The 17,823-nt window shown below is 45.6% G+C and carries 12 protein-coding genes; 9 read left to right on the forward strand and 3 right to left on the reverse strand.

Going from position 1 to position 17,823, the window contains the following annotated elements:
• Nucleotides 1-12: 12 nt before the first annotated feature.
• The 6 genes from CLV42_RS10965 (at nucleotide 13) to CLV42_RS10990 (ending at nucleotide 9,098) form a co-directional block, all read left to right on the forward strand.
• Nucleotides 13-2,100 (forward strand): phage tail protein, encoded by a 2,088-nt coding sequence (locus tag CLV42_RS10965; RefSeq protein WP_106601970.1) that lies wholly within the window; start codon nucleotides 13-15, stop codon nucleotides 2,098-2,100.
• Between the two features lie 50 nt (nucleotides 2,101-2,150).
• Nucleotides 2,151-3,719 carry a T9SS type A sorting domain-containing protein gene (locus CLV42_RS10970; protein WP_106601971.1) on the forward strand — a complete coding sequence of 523 codons (1,569 nt, stop codon included), beginning with the start codon at nucleotides 2,151-2,153 and terminating at the stop codon, nucleotides 3,717-3,719.
• Nucleotides 3,720-3,806: 87 nt separating this feature from the next.
• On the forward strand, nucleotides 3,807-5,156 hold the full coding sequence (locus CLV42_RS10975) for a hypothetical protein (RefSeq protein ID WP_106601972.1): 1,350 nt from the start codon (nucleotides 3,807-3,809) through the stop codon (nucleotides 5,154-5,156).
• Nucleotides 5,157-5,237: 81 nt separating this feature from the next.
• Entirely contained in the window at nucleotides 5,238-5,927 is a 690-nt protein-coding gene (gene cmk, locus CLV42_RS10980; RefSeq protein ID WP_106601973.1) for a (d)CMP kinase, read from the forward strand.
• Nucleotides 5,928-6,394: 467 nt separating this feature from the next.
• Entirely contained in the window at nucleotides 6,395-8,317 is a 1,923-nt protein-coding gene (locus CLV42_RS10985) for a tetratricopeptide repeat-containing sensor histidine kinase (protein WP_170117467.1), read from the forward strand.
• A 19-nt stretch (nucleotides 8,318-8,336) separates the two neighbouring features.
• Complete coding sequence (locus CLV42_RS10990; RefSeq protein ID WP_089834908.1) at nucleotides 8,337-9,098, forward strand: LytR/AlgR family response regulator transcription factor; 762 nt, start codon at nucleotides 8,337-8,339, stop codon at nucleotides 9,096-9,098.
• Nucleotides 9,099-9,323: 225 nt separating this feature from the next.
• Here the strand turns inward: CLV42_RS10990 and CLV42_RS10995 are convergent, their stop codons facing one another.
• Nucleotides 9,324-10,550, reverse strand: coding sequence for a 4-hydroxy-3-methylbut-2-enyl diphosphate reductase (locus CLV42_RS10995; RefSeq protein ID WP_106602471.1), 1,227 nt, complete (start codon nucleotides 10,548-10,550; stop codon nucleotides 9,324-9,326).
• 47 nt (nucleotides 10,551-10,597) lie between these two features.
• Nucleotides 10,598-11,374 (reverse strand): rhomboid family protein, encoded by a 777-nt coding sequence (locus CLV42_RS11000; protein ID WP_170117468.1) that lies wholly within the window; start codon nucleotides 11,372-11,374, stop codon nucleotides 10,598-10,600.
• Between the two features lie 321 nt (nucleotides 11,375-11,695).
• Between CLV42_RS11000 and rpsA the strand changes: the two genes are divergently transcribed.
• Nucleotides 11,696-13,591, forward strand: coding sequence for a 30S ribosomal protein S1 (rpsA, locus tag CLV42_RS11005; RefSeq protein ID WP_106601976.1), 1,896 nt, complete (start codon nucleotides 11,696-11,698; stop codon nucleotides 13,589-13,591).
• 109 nt (nucleotides 13,592-13,700) lie between these two features.
• Here rpsA and hxpB read toward each other — a convergent pair whose 3' ends face one another.
• The gene (gene hxpB / locus CLV42_RS11010) at nucleotides 13,701-14,360 is read right to left on the reverse strand and encodes a hexitol phosphatase HxpB (protein WP_106601977.1); all 660 of its coding nucleotides are present in this window, start codon (nucleotides 14,358-14,360) and stop codon (nucleotides 13,701-13,703) included.
• Nucleotides 14,361-14,869: 509 nt separating this feature from the next.
• Here hxpB and CLV42_RS11015 point away from each other — a divergent pair.
• Together CLV42_RS11015 and cobA are read left to right on the forward strand one after the other, a co-directional pair.
• Nucleotides 14,870-16,984 carry a HEPN domain-containing protein gene (locus CLV42_RS11015; protein ID WP_106601978.1) on the forward strand — a complete coding sequence of 705 codons (2,115 nt, stop codon included), beginning with the start codon at nucleotides 14,870-14,872 and terminating at the stop codon, nucleotides 16,982-16,984.
• 36 nt (nucleotides 16,985-17,020) lie between these two features.
• The gene (cobA, locus tag CLV42_RS11020) at nucleotides 17,021-17,797 is read left to right on the forward strand and encodes a uroporphyrinogen-III C-methyltransferase (protein WP_106601979.1); all 777 of its coding nucleotides are present in this window, start codon (nucleotides 17,021-17,023) and stop codon (nucleotides 17,795-17,797) included.
• Nucleotides 17,798-17,823 lie beyond the last annotated feature (26 nt).

Raw genomic sequence — 17,823 nt, forward strand, 5'->3', positions numbered from 1 at the left:
CCTACATCACCTATGAATATATCAAATTGCCGCGGCGGATTATTAGGTTTGTGCACCTTATTACTGCCTATACTCGCACATGCCCAGCAGCTAAAGTTGGGAGCAGCTCCTGCTGTTATTGAAAAGTCGGCGTTATTAGATCTGAACAGTGACAAACAAGGCTTATTACTGCCTCGTATAAATGATTTTTCTGCAGCACCACTGAATGCTGCACCTGATGGCATGCTTATTTATAATGTGCCTGATAAGTTATTATACATCAGGAAGAATGGCATCTGGAGAAAACTGATCGATGAAACAAATGGCATTACATCCGTGAATGGACAAACAGGTCCTGCTGTTACATTAACCACCAACAATATTGCTGAATCTGTCAACTTGTATTATACCGATACAAGGGCAAGAGCAGCATTCAGTGCAGGTACCGGTATTGCCATTACCGGTGCAGGCGTTATTTCTGCACTTAATACCACCGCGATCTGGAACGCTTCCCAGCTCCAGAGCCGCAATATTTCCGCCGCAGCACCTTCAAATAATGATGTGCTGACATGGGACAATACTTCCAGTACCTGGCTGCCCAAAGCTCCCACTGCAGCTGCTACCATCACGTTAACAGGTGATGTAACGGGTAGTGGTACTTCCAGCTTTGCAACAACTTTGGCTAATAGCGGTGTTACTGCTGGTACTTATCCAAAGGTAACTGTCGATGCAAAAGGCCGCGTTACAGCAGGTAGCGTTTTGAGCGCGGGAGATATTCCTGCCGGCTCCGGCAACTACATCCAGAACATCAGTTCGGGTACACAAACGGCCAGTTATGCAATAAGCGGTAATGGTAGTTTAGGGGGGACATTCACATTATCTTCTATGACACCTGGCTCTGTATTGTTTGCGGGTACAGGTGGGCTGATCTCACAAAAGAATGCCAATCTGTTCTGGGATAATACCAATAATCGCCTGGGTTTGGGTACGACCACTCCCGGTAATACGCTGGAAGTTGCTGGTACCGTAGCCGCCACCGGCGTATCAGGACTGAGATTGAAAGACCTCAACACTGCCACTGTTCAGGCCTATAACAGCAAAGTATTATCCATTAATAGCACGGGTGATATCATCGTAACGGCAAATGCTGCTGCCAGTAACTGGTTGGTCACTGGTAATAGTAACGTGGATGCCACTACTCAGTTTCTGGGTACAACTGATGATAATAAGATGGTGATCAAATCCAACAACACATCATTGCTGGAGTTCGGCCGCAGACAAACGCTGGGGTTGACACAAAACTATACTGATTATACTGACGATAATGAGATGGTGACATACATGAAGTCTGCATTGCAGTTCTCCGTTCCATCAACAGTAAACTTTTATAAACCGAAAATGTGGACCACTTCAGATGGTAATTTCCGTATGAAGGGATGTTCCGCAGGCACAGATTATTTTGAATTTGGTGCTACCGGGACCAACAACAACGGTGGGTTTGAGTTTATCATCGGAGATGATGGAGACGAGCCGATCACCTTTAAAAGCTATAATTACACGACGCTGGCCTTTACAGAGATCATGAGACTGCAGAACAACAAGGTAGGTATTGGTCTTGCTGGGGCAACGCCCGTTAAACCTTTGCACGTAAATGCTGCTAATGACGCGCTCAGGGTGGAAAACCTGGCCGCCAGTGGTACCGGTAATCCACTGGTCATAGCAGCAAACGGTGATGTTAAACAGACCACTGCGCTTGACGGTGTATCTATCGGCGCTACTACGCAGGCAAGCGGCTCATTCACTACACTGGCAGTGGAGACAAACACCATTACACTTGGTACTAACAACAATGACATCAATATTGGCAATGCTTCCTTTATAAGAATAACGGGACCTACCGCAAATTTTACAATTACAAGTATTGCAGGTGGATTTGATGGTCGTATGGTGACGCTGTACAATACTACTGCGCTGAATATGACCTTGCAAAATAATAGTGGTGGCACTGCAGCCAATAGAATTCTGACGCTGGGTGCTGCCGCTACAACGGGCACGGGTACTATAACCCTGGTCTATTCCAGCACGGATTCCCGGTGGATTGTTACAGCGGTCAACCAATAATCCGAATTAATAACAACAAAATGAAGCGAAACTAAAAACATAATGCCTGCATGAAGAGATATTTACTCATATTATGTTTTCTGGTTCTTTCCATAAATATTGTTGCACAAAACGCAGCTTACATTCCGCCAGGTGGTCAGGTATGGAGCTATGGTAATGTGGCCTTTTTCGGCGATGTTACCAACGACGGTATGCTCGGGTCCAGCCCGGCTTCTGTACTTTATTTTCTCGGTAAACAGTGGACAAATAGTTATACGGCTTTGTTATCTGATGAAAGTCCTTCCGGCCTTAAAGGTACCGGGGGAACTTTTCGTTTTATGCGTAAGAACGGCCAGCAGATCATTGCCGGTGGTTACAATGTTGCTTCCAAGACAGGGGCCAGCTTTCCTAACCTGGAAGTAAATAATGCCAATGGCGTCGTGCTTGCAGACCTGCACGACCTGCATGTACGAAATACATTACAGTTGACCAATGGTCACGTTTTCCTGAATGGATGGAACGTGATGGTCGGAACTGATAATCCGGGCGCCATTACGGGGTATAGCGATCAACGTTTTATTGTTACCGGAACAGAGACCGCAGGTGGTTTCCTTTATCGTGCAAAACTGAACAGCAGCGCAGGACAGGTAGTGTTCCCCGTAGGTACCAGCGCTACCAACTACGCACCTGCCGGTGTACGCTATGAAGGCTCTGCGGAAGACTTTAAAGCGAGAGTTTTTGACAGCGTATTCCTGCAGGCTATCACAGGCAGAACGCTTCTTGACAGCGTGGTATATAAAACATGGAACCTCGGCCAGGAAGGGAACGGCACCGGGTTGACCAGTGTAACGCTACAGCATATGGATGCCGATGAAGCGCCGGAATATAATATAAACCGCAGCAGTAGCTACATCAGCCGTTTCATAGATACCGACTGGGAAATGCGCAAAGCGGTGAACGATAATATGGCGCCTGGTACGCTGACTACACAGCCTATGCTGCAAAAGGCTACTATGCATTCCCGCGGCATTGCCGGCATTGGAGGGAACATTTACTTTGCAAAGCTGACCTCACTGGCGTATAGTTATCTGCCGGCAGATATTATTCACTTTAACGCATATCGTGTAAGTTATTCATTGGTTGACCTGGTATGGACAACCAGTCGTGAAACTAACAACGCTGTATTTGAAATAGAGCGGATGCTGGACAACGAAACGGCGTTCAAGAAAATTGCTACCGTCCCGACAAAGGCGCCGGGTGGTTACAGTACTACCCGTCTTGACTATTATTATCAGGATACCAACGACTATGACGGATGGAGTTATTACCGCATCAAGGCCGTATCTGCTACCGGAAAATATGTATACACAGACGTAAGGGAAGTTGGTCCGCTGATCCAGGCTACTGTATTCCCGAACCCGAACCATGGCGACTTTAAGGTAACCGTCAGAGGTATTAAGACACCGCTGATCGTACAGGTATTTGACACATGGGGCCAGCAGGTCCGCAGGTTGGAAATGGTTAACCAGAGCGAAGTATACATCAGGGATATGCCTGTAGGCACTTACGTTCTCACATTAACGCATAAAGAGACAAAGAAACAGGCCTACGTCTGCAAAGTAATTGTAATAGACCATTGATACATTAAATAGACATTATATTGAAGAGAGCACACAGGTGATGTTACCTGTGTGCTTTCTGATTCTCTGGAAACCGCTTCGAATCTTATGAAAACATTATTACTGCCAATATTGCTATTGGCGCCGTTGTTATCCTACGCACAACAGCTGAAGCTGGGGAGCAATCCGAGTGTGATAAAGAAATCTGCATTGCTGGAACTGGAGAGTACCTCACAAGGGTTGCTACTGCCGCGCATCAATGACACAACCTCGACGACAATTAAAAGTTCACCCGATGGGATGCTGATATACCTGACGCTCAATAATAGTTTGAATATCCGTTCACTGGGGAAATGGCAAAGCCTGGGCGCAGGTGGTAGTTCTTCTATTACCCTGACGGGAGATGTTACCGGAACAGGTACAGGTACTGTAGCCAGCACTATCAGTAACCAGGCAGTGACCTTTGCAAAAATGCAGAATATCAATACCCAGAAATTGATGGGGAGATATACCGCAGGCGCTGGTAGTCCGCAGGAAGTAACCTTAGACAACAGTCTTAAATTAAACACCGCAGGTACGCTCTATGCAGACAGTTCGTTGGCTATCTGGAATGCTTCCAAACTGGTAGGCCTGAGAGTATCCGGTAAAGCACCGACAAGCGGTGAAGTGCTGAAATGGAATGGTACAGCCTGGGAAACAAATACAGATAATGACGGTGGTGCAACCTATGGTACACTTGCCAGCAACGATGTTGGTAATGCAGATGTAGCTGGATCTACTACCCGTATGAAAATATGGGCCAGCCCTGTAACCGGAGTGGTTACCAATGGGCCGGTAGGTACATCCGCTTTTGCGTGGAGTGTAATGGCCTTTAAGGGAAATAATGGCGGATTTACTACTCAGTTATATTTCGATAAAAATACACTGGCGCTGAAAGAATGGACGGGTATTACGGCTCCGCTGGGTACGACCGCCATCAACGGCTGGTATAAGGCTATTATGACCAATGGTAATAACACTATTACCAATGGGTCGATTATATTCGGCAGTGTTACCAGTGATGCCTCTTCAGAGGTAGGGCAGGACAACGCCAATTTATTCTGGGATAATACGAGCAAAGAGTTAGGGGTTAAGACAAATGCTCCTACATCTACACTGTCTGTCAATGGAACTTTCAGTCTGCCGATCCGAGGTGTTACCGCCAGTACAACATTAACTGAGAGCGATTATACCGTTGTAAAAACCAACGGTGCAAATATTACAATAACATTACCTGCCGCCAATACCTGTAAAGGCCGGATATATGTCATAAAAAAACCAAACAACGGTACGCTCACCATTGATACAAACGGCGGCCAGATCGACGGTGCGGCCACCCAGTCATTAATCAGCAGTGCAAGGATTTCCTACACCATCCAGTCAGATGGAGGTAACTGGTGGATCATTGCCGGTATATAACCGGCAATCTTGTTCCATTTTTCCAAATTTCTTTTAACTTTACACCGTCTATTCATCTCATAGTTATTTAATTACAGGGCTTTGAAAAAAATTATTATTACGATAGATGGTTACTCCTCATGTGGAAAGAGCACGCTGGCCAAGCAACTGGCCGGAGAGCTAGACTATGTGTATATTGACAGTGGAGCTATGTATCGTGCAATAACCCTGTATTTTATTCAGAACCGGGTAGACTGGGCCGATCATGAGGCAGTGAAAGCTGCGCTGCATGATATTCACCTGGAGTTCGAATTTAACCCCCTCACGGATGCGTCTGAAATTACGCTGAACGGGGAAAATGTAGAACACATGATCCGTGAGATGCTGGTGGCTGAAAAGGTGAGCGAGGTGGCCGCGGTAAAGGAAGTACGTGAATTTGCCGTAGCACAGCAGCAGAAAATGGGCACTAAAAAAGGGATCGTGATGGATGGCCGTGATATTGGAACTACCGTATTTCCCCATGCTGAGCTGAAGATATTCATGACTGCGGATACTGCTATCCGTGTAGAGCGCCGATTCAAGGAGTTGTATGCTAAAAATAAAAATATCAGCATCCACGAAGTGAAAGAAAACCTGGAGCTGAGAGATTATATCGACACAAACAGGGAGATCAGTCCTTTACGGAAGGCAGAAGATGCTATTATCCTGGACAACAGCCAGTTAACGCCCGATGAACAGTTGAAGCTGGTATTGCAATGGGTGGACGATGTGGTGCTTGTGCAATCTTCCTGAATTTATTTTTAGTTTTAAGAAAACCTTGTTAAATTTGTTATGTTCCCGGTGCAAACCAGGAAGAAACCCATTGATAATTTTCCACATCCTCTAGAATTTCCTGCAATTTTATTATTGTATTGTGCTGACGGTCCATACTGTGTACCGCTAGATACTAAATATATTATTCCCAACGTGGTCAAGAGAAGTCATAAGGGATCAGTAATGGTCTTTTTAGAACTATATCCATAGACCTGTTGCTATTAACCGTGAAGCTAGTAATTACATATATATCCAGGCTTTGTGGGCTGATATTTATTAAACTTAATGTGGTGCAGGGCGGGGATGCCTGCCTTGTTCCATATTTTCAGTAGGTGTATTCGGTTAATAGGAAGAAGGGGCGAATTCTTTCGCCCTTTCGCTTTTTTAACTAACTTGTGGTATTACCTCGGCTGTGCATGTTTAAAGGCTATTTCTATCTTTTTTTCTTGCTTTTGTTTATAAAGGGGAACATTACACTGGCGCAGGATTCCGTCATCGTATACCGGACACTCGATTCTGCCAGAACACTTCCCGGGGACACCAGTAAAGTAGACTGGCTTATAGATAAGGGTAAATCACTGGGACGGTACTTTGACAAACGTGGGATGGAAAACCTCTTTTTCCAGGAAGCAATAACCCTCTCTCAGCGTATTAAATATACGCGGGGGATCTTCAATGCATATATTGAGACCGGCATTTCAAAAAGGAACAAATCCGAATACCTGCTCGCTGCCGATTATCATCAGAAAGCTGTTAAATATGCTGAGGAAGCAAAAAATGATCTCTGGCTCTGTAATGCCCTGAATAATACGGGGGTGGATTACCGGAGAATGGATGATCAGCTGGAAAAAGCATTTGATTACCACTTCAGGGCCCTCCAGCTGGCAGAAAAGATCAATGACGTCCGTAATATTTGCATTGCTATTAACAGTATTGGCAACATTAAACTCTCCACTGACAAGTATGCAGAGGCCATCAGTCACTTCGAAAAGGCCCTGGAACTGGAAAAACAAAGCAAAAATTCGCTGGGAGTAGCCATTAATCTTGGCAATATCGGTTACGCATACCAGGGACTGGGAAGGCTGGACCTCGCTATTGAATATTACAAGAAATCACTGGCGGTGAACCAGCAATTGAATAATAGTATAGGGCTGGCTATCTGTTATAATGCCCTTGGCTCTGCCTACAAGGAGAAAAAAGACTATGCACGCGCCCATGAATATCTGAATAAGGCCCTGGAAGTTAATGGGAATGTGGATGATAAAGTGCATATAGCCGAAAGTTATCTGAACATCGGTAAGCTGTGGAGCCTGCAGGGAAAATATGATGAAGCGCATAAATATTTCATGCAATGTATTGACCTCTGCCAGACCTGGCGTTTCAAATACCTGCTGATGGAGGCTTATAAAGCCGTAGCGGATAATTATAAGGCAAAGGGAGATTTCAAGCGTTCCATGGAAGCCATGGAAAAATCGCTGGTTTATAAAGATAGTCTGCTGCGGGAACAATCGTCACTGGCATGGGCTCAGACGCAAGCCGTATATGAGGTAGACCGTAAAGACAACCAGATCAAACTGTTGGAACATGATAAGCAGATAAGTGAACTGCGTACGAAACGTAACGTCGTATATACCCTGTCCATGGCCGGATTTGTGCTGATGCTGGCTATAGGCGGATTCTTTTATATCCGGCACAGGAACCTGGAGACCAATAAACAAACCCTGCAACTGGAGCTGCGGTCCCTGCGCGCGCAGATGAATCCACACTTCATTTTCAACTCGTTAAGCTCCATTCACCGGTTTATCTGGAGCAACAACCAGGAAGAGGCTTCCGACTATCTGACCAAATTTTCCCGGTTGATGCGAATGATTCTTGATAATACGCAGTACACATTCATATCTTTGAATAAGGAACTGGAATCTTTACGCTTGTATCTTGACCTTGAAAAGCTGCGTTGTAATGATGTATTTGACTATCAGATCACTGTGGCCGAAGATGTTAACGAAGAGGAAGTAATGATCCCTCCGATGATCATTCAACCGTATGTAGAAAATGCTATCTGGCATGGATTGGTACACAAGTCCGGAAAAGGATTACTGGAAATAGCCATTTCAGTAAAAGGAAGAACCCTGACCTGCACGGTAACGGATAATGGTATCGGGCGTAAAAAAGCAATAGAAATAAAGGAGAAAAAAGGACAAACCCATCGCTCAATGGGCATGAAAGTAACGGAAGGAAGAATCGACCTTATCAGAAAGATCAATAATACCAAAGAGGCAGATGTAAATATCACCGATCTGGAAGATGAAACTGGGAAAGCCCTGGGAACACAAGTGAAACTCATCTTACCGGTGGAATTCATATTTTAAAAAAACCTACAAAGACAGCATGAGCGAAATTAAAGCAATCATCGTTGATGATGAGCAACACTGTATAGATGCTCTTCAGACAATGCTTCAGAAAAAATGCCCGGAAGTGACTGTACTGGGAGGAGTAAATAGTGTAAAAGAAGCGAAAGACCTGATTACCGAACTGCAGCCGGATGTAGTTTTCCTTGATGTTGAAATGCCTCACCAGAATGGCTTCGAACTGTTGAAGCTGTTTGATAAGATCACTTTTGATGTAATATTCACTACCGCCTATGAACAATATGCCTTGAAAGCTATCAAGTTCAATGCATTGGATTACCTGTTGAAGCCATTCAGTGTAAAAGAGTTGCAGGATGCTGTGCAGAAATGCATCAGTCGCCGTAACGGACAAACAGAAACATCCACATCGCCGTTGGAAGTATTTCTGCAGAATATGAAGACCCTGCATCAGACACATAAGAAAATAGCCCTGCCTACCATTAACGGATTGGTATTTATGCCGGTACAGAATATTGTACGTTGTGAATCCACTGGTAACTATACCCGTATCTTCTTTACAGATAAGAAGAACCTGATGGTATCAAGACCACTGAAAGAATTTGAGGAGTTACTGACAGATGTTGACTTTTTTAGGGTACATAATTCCCATCTGATCAATTTGCAGCAGATGCAATCCTATATACAGGGTGAGGGCGGATTTGCACTGATGAGTGATGGCACACAGGTGGAAATCTCCCGCAGGAGGAAAGCAGATTTCCTGAAAAAGGCGATGCAGTTCTAACCAGATTTAATCTGTTTTACGCCACTTACAGGAAATAGACCACCGGATAATAAGTCTCTGTTGCGCGCTTATCGCCTAACAGCTAATTTTGGTTCAGGTTTAAACTTATTACTATATAAAATTTTTTTTCTCTGCATTACTAGCATTGATTAGCCCCAAAGAAAAAAGACACCACCAGGTGTCTTTTTTACTTTTTAGTAATATCTACGGTAAATAAAGTCAGTCTCAGGCAAAGGTTGCCGCCAGTTCTTCCATTTTATATTCCAGGTCATAAAAGGAGAGCAATTTCCTGATCACTGCTTCTACCAATGCATCCGGGCAGGAGGCGCCGCTTGTCAGCAGGATGGTCACCGGTTCCTTTGCAGGCAGGAAAGAGAGGCTATGCAGTTCCTGTTTGTGATGAAAGTCCCAGTGATATACTTCATTGGCTGCTACCAGTTTTTCATCTGAAGAGATGAAGTAGGTGGGCAGTTTTACTTCACAAAGTTCTACCAGGTGGGAGGTATTAGAACTGTTGTACCCGCCTACGACAATAGCGAGGTCTGCTTCTTCCTGTAACAGGCCGGTTACTGCGCTCTGGTTATCATTGGTAGCATAGCAAAGCGTGTCGCGGGTATCGGCAAAACGCTCACTTACGTTCTCCGCACTGAGGGCATACCTGTCCATGATCACGTTTTTGATATAATCAGCAATGGCCTGTGTTTCCGTAGCCAGCATAGTGGTCTGGTTCACAACACCAACGCGCTGGAGGTCACGTGTTACATCGAAACCTTCGGAATATTGTCCTTTGAACAGGGAGTAAAACCCGTCGACCGGTCTTTCTCCGGTAATGAAGGTTGCCAGCTCGCGTGCTTCTTCCATATCTTTTACCACCACAGTAGGCGTATTACTGCGGCTATGGGAGAATGTAGCGCGGGTTTCTTCATGTCCGGGTTTACCGTGTACGATCACGGTATAGGACTGTTGTCCGATTTGTTCTGCCTTATTCCAGACCCTTTCCACAAAAGGACAGGTCGTATTGTACTGCAGTGGAGCAATGCCCAGGGAAGTCAGTTTCGATTCTATTTCCAGGGTAGTACCAAAGGCAGGGATGATCACAATATCTTCCGGCGTCAGTTCTTCCCAGGGTACCAGCTGTTTACCGGCGGTATCCATGATGAATTGGACGCCTTTGGCCAGCAGGTCGTTATTTACATGCGGGTTATGGATCATTTCGCTCAGCAGGAAGATCCTTTTGCCAGGATTCTCATCTACTGTCCTAAAAGCGATCTCGATGGCATTTTCCACGCCGTAGCAAAAGCCAAAGTGGCGGGCCAGCAATATCTTCAGGGGACCAAAATCCAGTACAGTAGGTGTAAAATCCTTCTTCATGCGGTCCTGCTGCTTACGGCGGTTTTTGATAGCCGTGATCAGCGGACTGCGATATATAATCGGAACGTTGAATGTTTTCATCTTGGCGGCAAAGTTACATATTTTGAATGGCTGGTATACATGGCCGGTTATTCCTGGCTCATTTTCTTCAGCCATGCTCTTTCTTCCGGGCTAAGGCTGTCTATGCCGTTGTCGTTTATTTTATCGAGCAGCTGGTCCAGCCGGAGCTGTTTATTTTCCTCCTGGCTGGGCTTTACGAGCTTAAGGGGAGACTTTTTAGGCTTAAATGAGCGTTTGGGTGTTTCTACCTGCAGACGGCGGTTAAACAGCCAGATAAGCGGCTGGCAGATATCCGTACCATTATTCAGCAATTTGATATAGACAAAGCCGGTCAATGCCCCACCCATATGGGCTACGATGCCGCCTACATTCCCCTGGGTAAGGGAGATCAGGTCAAGTATAATTACAACAAGTGCGAGCCATTTGAGGCGGATGGAACCGATAAAGAGCAGGCCGATCTCGTAGTTGGGCAGTTTGGTAGCACAGGCTATCAACAGGGCCATAACGGATGCAGAGGCACCGATCATGGGAGCATTGGCACCGCCAAAGGCGAGGTTGTATACGAGCAGATAGGCAGCACCCCCCATGACGCCTCCCAGTAGGTAAAGTGGTAATACCCGCTGATTACCGAGGAAAGACCTGAAGATGTTACCGAACCAGTAGAGGTTCAGCATATTGAAGAGTATATGTAAAAATTCCAGATGTGTGAACATGTAGGTCAATAAACCCCATGGCTTCCGGAGGAAGGCAAACACATTTGCGTGGAGGGAAAGATTATCAAAAAGAAAAGTGGAAAGGAAGTCTGTGGTTGGTGCGATTCTGCCGATCAGGTACACAGTTCCCATGACGAGGAAAACAATTACATTCCAGAAAAGAAGATGGTTAATTGTATTTCCCTGTCTAAGCCAATAGCGAATATCAGAGCTGAATGAGGTCCCGTTCATACTTGAAAATTAGTACAAAATCTGCAATCGGGAATCTATTTAACAGCACATTTTTTTAGAGCAAATTATACCCCGATGAAGGGGAGGGAAGAAGGGGGCTTAATGTGTTAAACATGTGAAAATTGCTTATTTTTTAATGATTATTAAGTATCTTTGCCGTCCAATTAAAACTTTCGGGCCTAAAATCCGGAAGAATTTTATTACAAAAGGAGGAACCAAATTTTGGCAGAAAACAACATTACTAACGAACAAAACGCTGAACAACAGGTGCCTGCAGCAGCAGCTCAGGTAGAAACAGCGACAAAAAAGGCGCCTGTTGTAGAAACCGCTCACGATGACTTCGACTGGAGCGTGGACAAACGCAATGTATCTTCTTACAGCAAAGAAGAGAAAGCGAAGTACGATGAAACGTACGACAACACTTTTAAAGTGATCGAAGAAAACGGCCTGCTCACAGGTACCGTAGTTGGCTTGACCAAAACGGACGTTGTGATCAACATCGGCTTCAAATCTGACGGTCTGATCTCTCTGAACGAATTCCGCGATCTGCAGGGACTGAAAGTAGGTGATGAAGTAGAAGTACTGGTTGTTGAAAAAGAAGACCGCGATGGTAACCTGCACCTGAGCCGTAAACAAGCTCGCCAACAGCGTGCATGGGAAAAAATCGTGGAAGTTTACAAAACCGGCGAAGTGGTTACTGGTACTGTTACCAGCAAAACCAAGGGCGGCTTGATCGTAGACGTTTATGGTATGGAAACATTCCTGCCAGGTTCTCAGATCGATGTTAAGCCTGTTACCGACTACGACCAGTTTGTAGGCAAAACAATGGAATTCAAGGTGGTTAAGGTTAACGAGGCCATCAGGAACGCAGTTGTTTCACACAAAGCGCTTATCGAAAGCGATATCGAACAGCAGAGAGTGGATATTATCTCCAAACTGGAAAAAGGCCAGGTATTGGAAGGTACTATCAAAAATATCACGGATTTCGGCGCATTCATCGACCTGGGTGGTCTGGATGGTCTGCTGTACATCACCGACATCAGCTGGGGACGTATCTCTCACCCAAGCGAAGTACTCCAGATGGATCAGAAGATCAATGTGGTGGTACTGGACTTCGACGACGAGAAAAAACGTATCAGCCTTGGTTACAAACAACTTACTCCTCACCCATGGGATACCCTGCCTGCACACATCACTGAAGGTGCGCGCGTAAAAGGTAAGGTAGTGAACATCGAAGATTACGGTGCATTCCTGGAAATTCTGCCTGGTGTAGAAGGTCTGGTACACGTATCTGAGATCTCCTGGGCTTCTACTCCTATCAATGCTAAAGAATTCTTCAAATTAGGTGAAGAATACGAAGCAGTGGTAGTGACCCTGAGCAAGGAAGAGCGTAAGATGAGCCTGTCTATCAAGCAACTGACAGAAGATCCTTGGGCTACTATCGAAACTAAATTCCCGCTGGACAGCCGTCACAAAGGTATCGTGAAGAACATCACTCCTTATGGCGTATTCGTTGAGCTGGAAACTGGTATCGGTGGTATGATCCACATCTCTGACCTGAGCTGGATCAAACGCTTCAACCACCCAAGTGAGTACACTAAAGTGGGTAGCGAGATCGAAGTGGTAATCCTGGGTATTGACAAGGATAACCGTAAACTGAGCCTGGGCCACAAACAGATTGAAGAAGATCCTTGGAACACTTTCGAAACTATCTTCCCGATTGGATCCGTTCATGAAGGTACTGTAGTGAAGAAAGATGAAAAAGGCGCTACTGTTCAACTGCAGTATGGTCTGGAAGCTTACGCTCCTGCCCGTCACCTGCGCACTGAAGATGAGAAACCTATCAGCGTTGAAGATGTGAAAGAATTCATGATCATTGAATTCGACCGCAGCGAAAAACGTATACTGGTATCTCATACAAGAGTGTGGGAACAGGCTAAAAACGAGGAGAAAGAAGCAGTTGCCAAAGAAAAGAGAGCTGACGCTGACAAAACTCGTAAGGCTGTGAAAACCATCCAGAGCAAAGTAGAAAAAGCTACTCTTGGCGACCTGGGTGCACTGGCTGAACTGAGAGAGAAGCTGAAGAAAGATGAAGGCGACGAGAAGAAAGGTGAATAAGCTTTTTAGGTTGTTGAAATACAAAGAAGGGTGTTCCGGTAACGGGACACCCTTCTTCTTTTATAGCATTGCTGATGTTGTAGCTTTATCTGCTGCCTTCGTCCCGGCTTTAGGCCTGCAGACGAGCTAATATCTCATCATTAAATTCCAGCAGGGAATCCAGCTGTACGTCTGCCAATGCATACCGCTTGTTCTGACGGTTATGTGCTTCAGGTACAACCACCGTTTTCATGCGTGCAGCTTTAGCGGCTGTCATGCCTGTTACTGAATCTTCAAAAGCCAGACACTCCAGCGGTGTGCTGCCCAGTTTTTTAGCACAGGCCAGGTATACTGCCGGATGAGGTTTGCCATGCGATTCAAATTCTGCTGAAGAAATAGCATGGAACCTGTCCCTGATACCCATATGGTCAACTGCAGATTCTATAAGACGTAGGGGAGAAGAGGATGCCAGTCCGATTTTGAAGTTCTTTTTTGTGAAATAGTCCAGTATGTATTCCAGTCCCTCCATTGCCTCACCTTCTGCCAGTATCTTGTTGATAACAGCATCAATTATCTCGTTGGTAACCTGCTGATTATCTTTTCCTTCCCACTTAAAATAATTCTGCCAGTAATCCACTACTTCTGCTGTCCGGAGGCCGGTAGTATGACTGGTCAATTCCGCGGAGAGCTCTACCCCAACCGTCGCAAAGACCTCTCTCATGGCTCTTCCCCAAAGTGGCTCAGAATCTATCAATAACCCGTCCATATCAAAAATCACCGTATTTATCATGCGCTTTTCATTTGTTCTTGCGTCGCAAAGTTAAGACAGAGAGGGGAGAAAGTAATACAGCGCGTTGTCAGCATAAATAATAGTTATCCTGTATAATCATTGGTTATGACAGTAGGAGCGTGCAGGGAGTCTACTTTCCAGTACAGGCAGGCATACCAGCAGATTCCGGGAAAATATACCGTTCCGGCCGGTCTTGAAAAGGGCTGTCCCTCCCCGTTTTAGGGGGCAAAATTACTTTTGGAATTCTGACCTATATTTTTAACTTTGTAATAGTCTACTAAACTAATGGGAAATATAGGAATGAATAGCAGGTTTTTGTGTCGTGGATGCCATTGCTCCGTTGCGATGGTAGCCATGGAGGCGTAGATGTATAAGGAAATTGATCAATCGGAATCAAATCAAAATATACAGAGCCTCCGACTTAATGTGCGGGGGCTCTGTGTTTTATAGAAGATAAGGAAGTATAACGTTTTAACATCTGATAATTTACCACCAAGAAAATATTCACTATGCAAAGCTTCAGAACCGAACTGGAAAATCCCGTGGTTGAGAAAGATATCATAGAACTGGAGAAGAAGATCCGCCAATTCCGCGCCGGACAGATCCCGGAAGAAAAATTCCGTAGCCTGCGTCTGGCAAGAGGTATTTATGGCCAGCGTCAGGCAGGGGTACAGATGATCCGTATCAAACTGCCTTATGGTAAGATGACGCTGGAACAATGGAAACGTATCTCAGACGTATCAGACGAATATTCTACAGGTAACCTGCACCTGACCACCCGTCAGGATATCCAGATCCACTTTGTGAGCCTGGAAAGGACACCTGAACTGTGGAGTAAACTGGATCTGGACGATATCACCATACGAGAGGCCTGTGGTAATACGGTTCGTAACATTACAGCTTCCGACAAGGCAGGTATTGACCCCGAGGAACCTTTTGATGTTACGCCTTATGCAGATGCAACCTTCAGGTATTTCCTGCGTAACCCTATCTGCCAGGATATGGGTCGTAAATTTAAGATGGCCTTTTCCAGCAGCGATGCTGATACCGCCTGGGCGTTTATGCACGATATCGGCGTAATACCTAAGGTGCGTCAGGAAAACGGACGGGAAGTGCGTGGTTTTAAAATACTCGTAGGTGGTGGCCTGGGTGCGCAGCCTTATCTGGCGCATGTTGGTCATGAGTTCCTGACAGAAGACCAGCTCATTCCATATATCGAAGCAGTTTTGCGTGTGTTTGACCGCCACGGTGAAAGGGCCAGCCGTCACAAGGCACGTATGAAGTTCCTCATACAGAAAATTGGTTTTGAAGAATTTCAGCGCCTGGTAGCTGAAGAGCGTATCGCTATTAAATCAAAATCCTTCCATATAGATGCAGATACCTGGGCAGCACCGGAACTGCCGGCAGCTGACGCGGTATTGCCTGCATACACAATTAAGGATCCGAAGAAATATGAAGCCTGGAAACAGACGAATGTCTTCCAACAGCGTCAGGGCGACTATTATGCTGCCTATGTACGGGTGCCGTTGGGAAACATCAGTTCTGTAATATCCCGTCAGCTGATAGAAGCGCTCAAACCAGCTGTGGCTAATGATGTACGTGTAACTGCCAATCAGGGTTTACTACTGAAATATATCCAGCCTGCACATCTGCCATATGTATTCAGTGCGCTGGAAGCTGCAGGTTTTGCTGAACCGGGTTTCGACAGTATTGCTGACATCACTGCCTGTCCTGGTACTGACACCTGTAACCTGGCTATTTCCAGCAGTACAGGTATCTCTACAGCACTGGAACTGGTGATCCAGGAAGAATTTCCTGAACTGGTATACAACAAGGACATTAAGATCAAGATCAGTGGCTGTATGAACTCCTGTGGCCAGCATGGCATTGCCTCCATTGGTTTTCATGGCAGTTCACTGAAAAGTGGTGGTAAAGTATTACCGGCATTGCAGGTGCTCCTGGGCGGTGGAATTGTAGGAAATGGTGTAGGTCGTGTTGCTGATAAAGTGATCAAAGTGCCAAGTAAAAGAGGTCCTGATGTGCTGCGTTCTTTGCTGAACGACTTCGCAACGAATGGTCAGAAAGAAGAGAAATTCAATGACTATTACGACCGTCAGGGTGAAAAATATTTCTACGATCTTCTGAAACCGTTAACAGATCTGAATTCACTGATTGATGAAGATTTTGTTGACTGGGGCCAGGGTGACCAATTTGCAACAGCTATTGGTGTGGGCGAGTGTGCCAGCGTAGTGATAGACCTGGTGGCGACCCTACTGTTTGAAGGGGAGGAAAAGCTGCAATGGAGCCAGACTGCGTTGAATGATAAGCAATATGCCGACAGCATTTATCACTCTTACTCCACTTTTGTACAGACTGCGAAAGCGCTGTTACTGGGTGAGGGCGTAAGTTGTAATACACAGACAGGTATCATCAACGATTTCGACAAACATTTTGTTGAAACCGGCAAATGGTCACTGGACGGTAGTTTTAAAACACTGGTGTTGCAGATCAACCAGAACGAACCTTCTGAAAGCTTTGCAAAACAATATTATCAACAGGCATCAGATTTCTACCAGCAGGCGCAGTCACTCAGACAACAGACAGCAACAGTTATAGCACAATAAAGGCTTGCGGTTATCACATCTTATTAAATGTACACTATGCAGACTATACATCCGAAATTGACACTGGTAGGGGCGGGCCCGGGAGATCCTGAGCTGATCACTGTAAAAGGCCTGAAGGCCATACAGCAGGCAAGGGTGATCCTTTACGACGCACTTTCCAATAATGAATTGCTTGAGCATGCGCCCGGCAATTGTCTGAAGCGCTTCGTTGGTAAGCGTGCGGGTATGCATATGTATTCGCAGGATGAGATCAACCGCATGATTGTGAAATATGCACTAACTTATGGCAGCGTGGTACGCCTCAAAGGTGGAGACTCTTTCGTATTTGGCCGGGGACAGGAGGAACTGGCCTTCGCCCAGCAATTCAACATCGATACGGAAGTAGTGCCTGGCATTACCAGTGCTATCTCTGTACCCGGTATCAATAGGATACCTGTTACAGCGCGTAATGTGAGTGAAGGATTTTGGGTCCTGACCGGTACCACACAGCGTGGGAGCTTAGCCCGTGACCTGGCGTATGCTGTCCAGGCAAATACTACAGTAGTAGTACTCATGGGGATGGGCAAATTGGAGGAGATCTCAGCAGCATACGTAGCACAGGGGAAAGGCAATGTGCCGGCCGCCATTATCCAGAATGGCACACTGCCTGACCAGAAGATAGGCATAGGAAATGTAGCCGATCTGAAAGAAATAGCCTTACGCGATAACCTGCGTAATCCGGCAATTATCGTAGTAGGAGAAGTGGTGCGTTTTCATGAAGCCTTCCAGGCCGTACAGGAAAGGATAGCAGAACAACTGAAAATAGCTGTATAACTTATAAATTACACGTGATAAATTAC

The sequence above is a fragment of the Chitinophaga ginsengisoli genome, from assembly GCF_003014595.1.
Taxonomy (GTDB): domain Bacteria; phylum Bacteroidota; class Bacteroidia; order Chitinophagales; family Chitinophagaceae; genus Chitinophaga; species Chitinophaga ginsengisoli.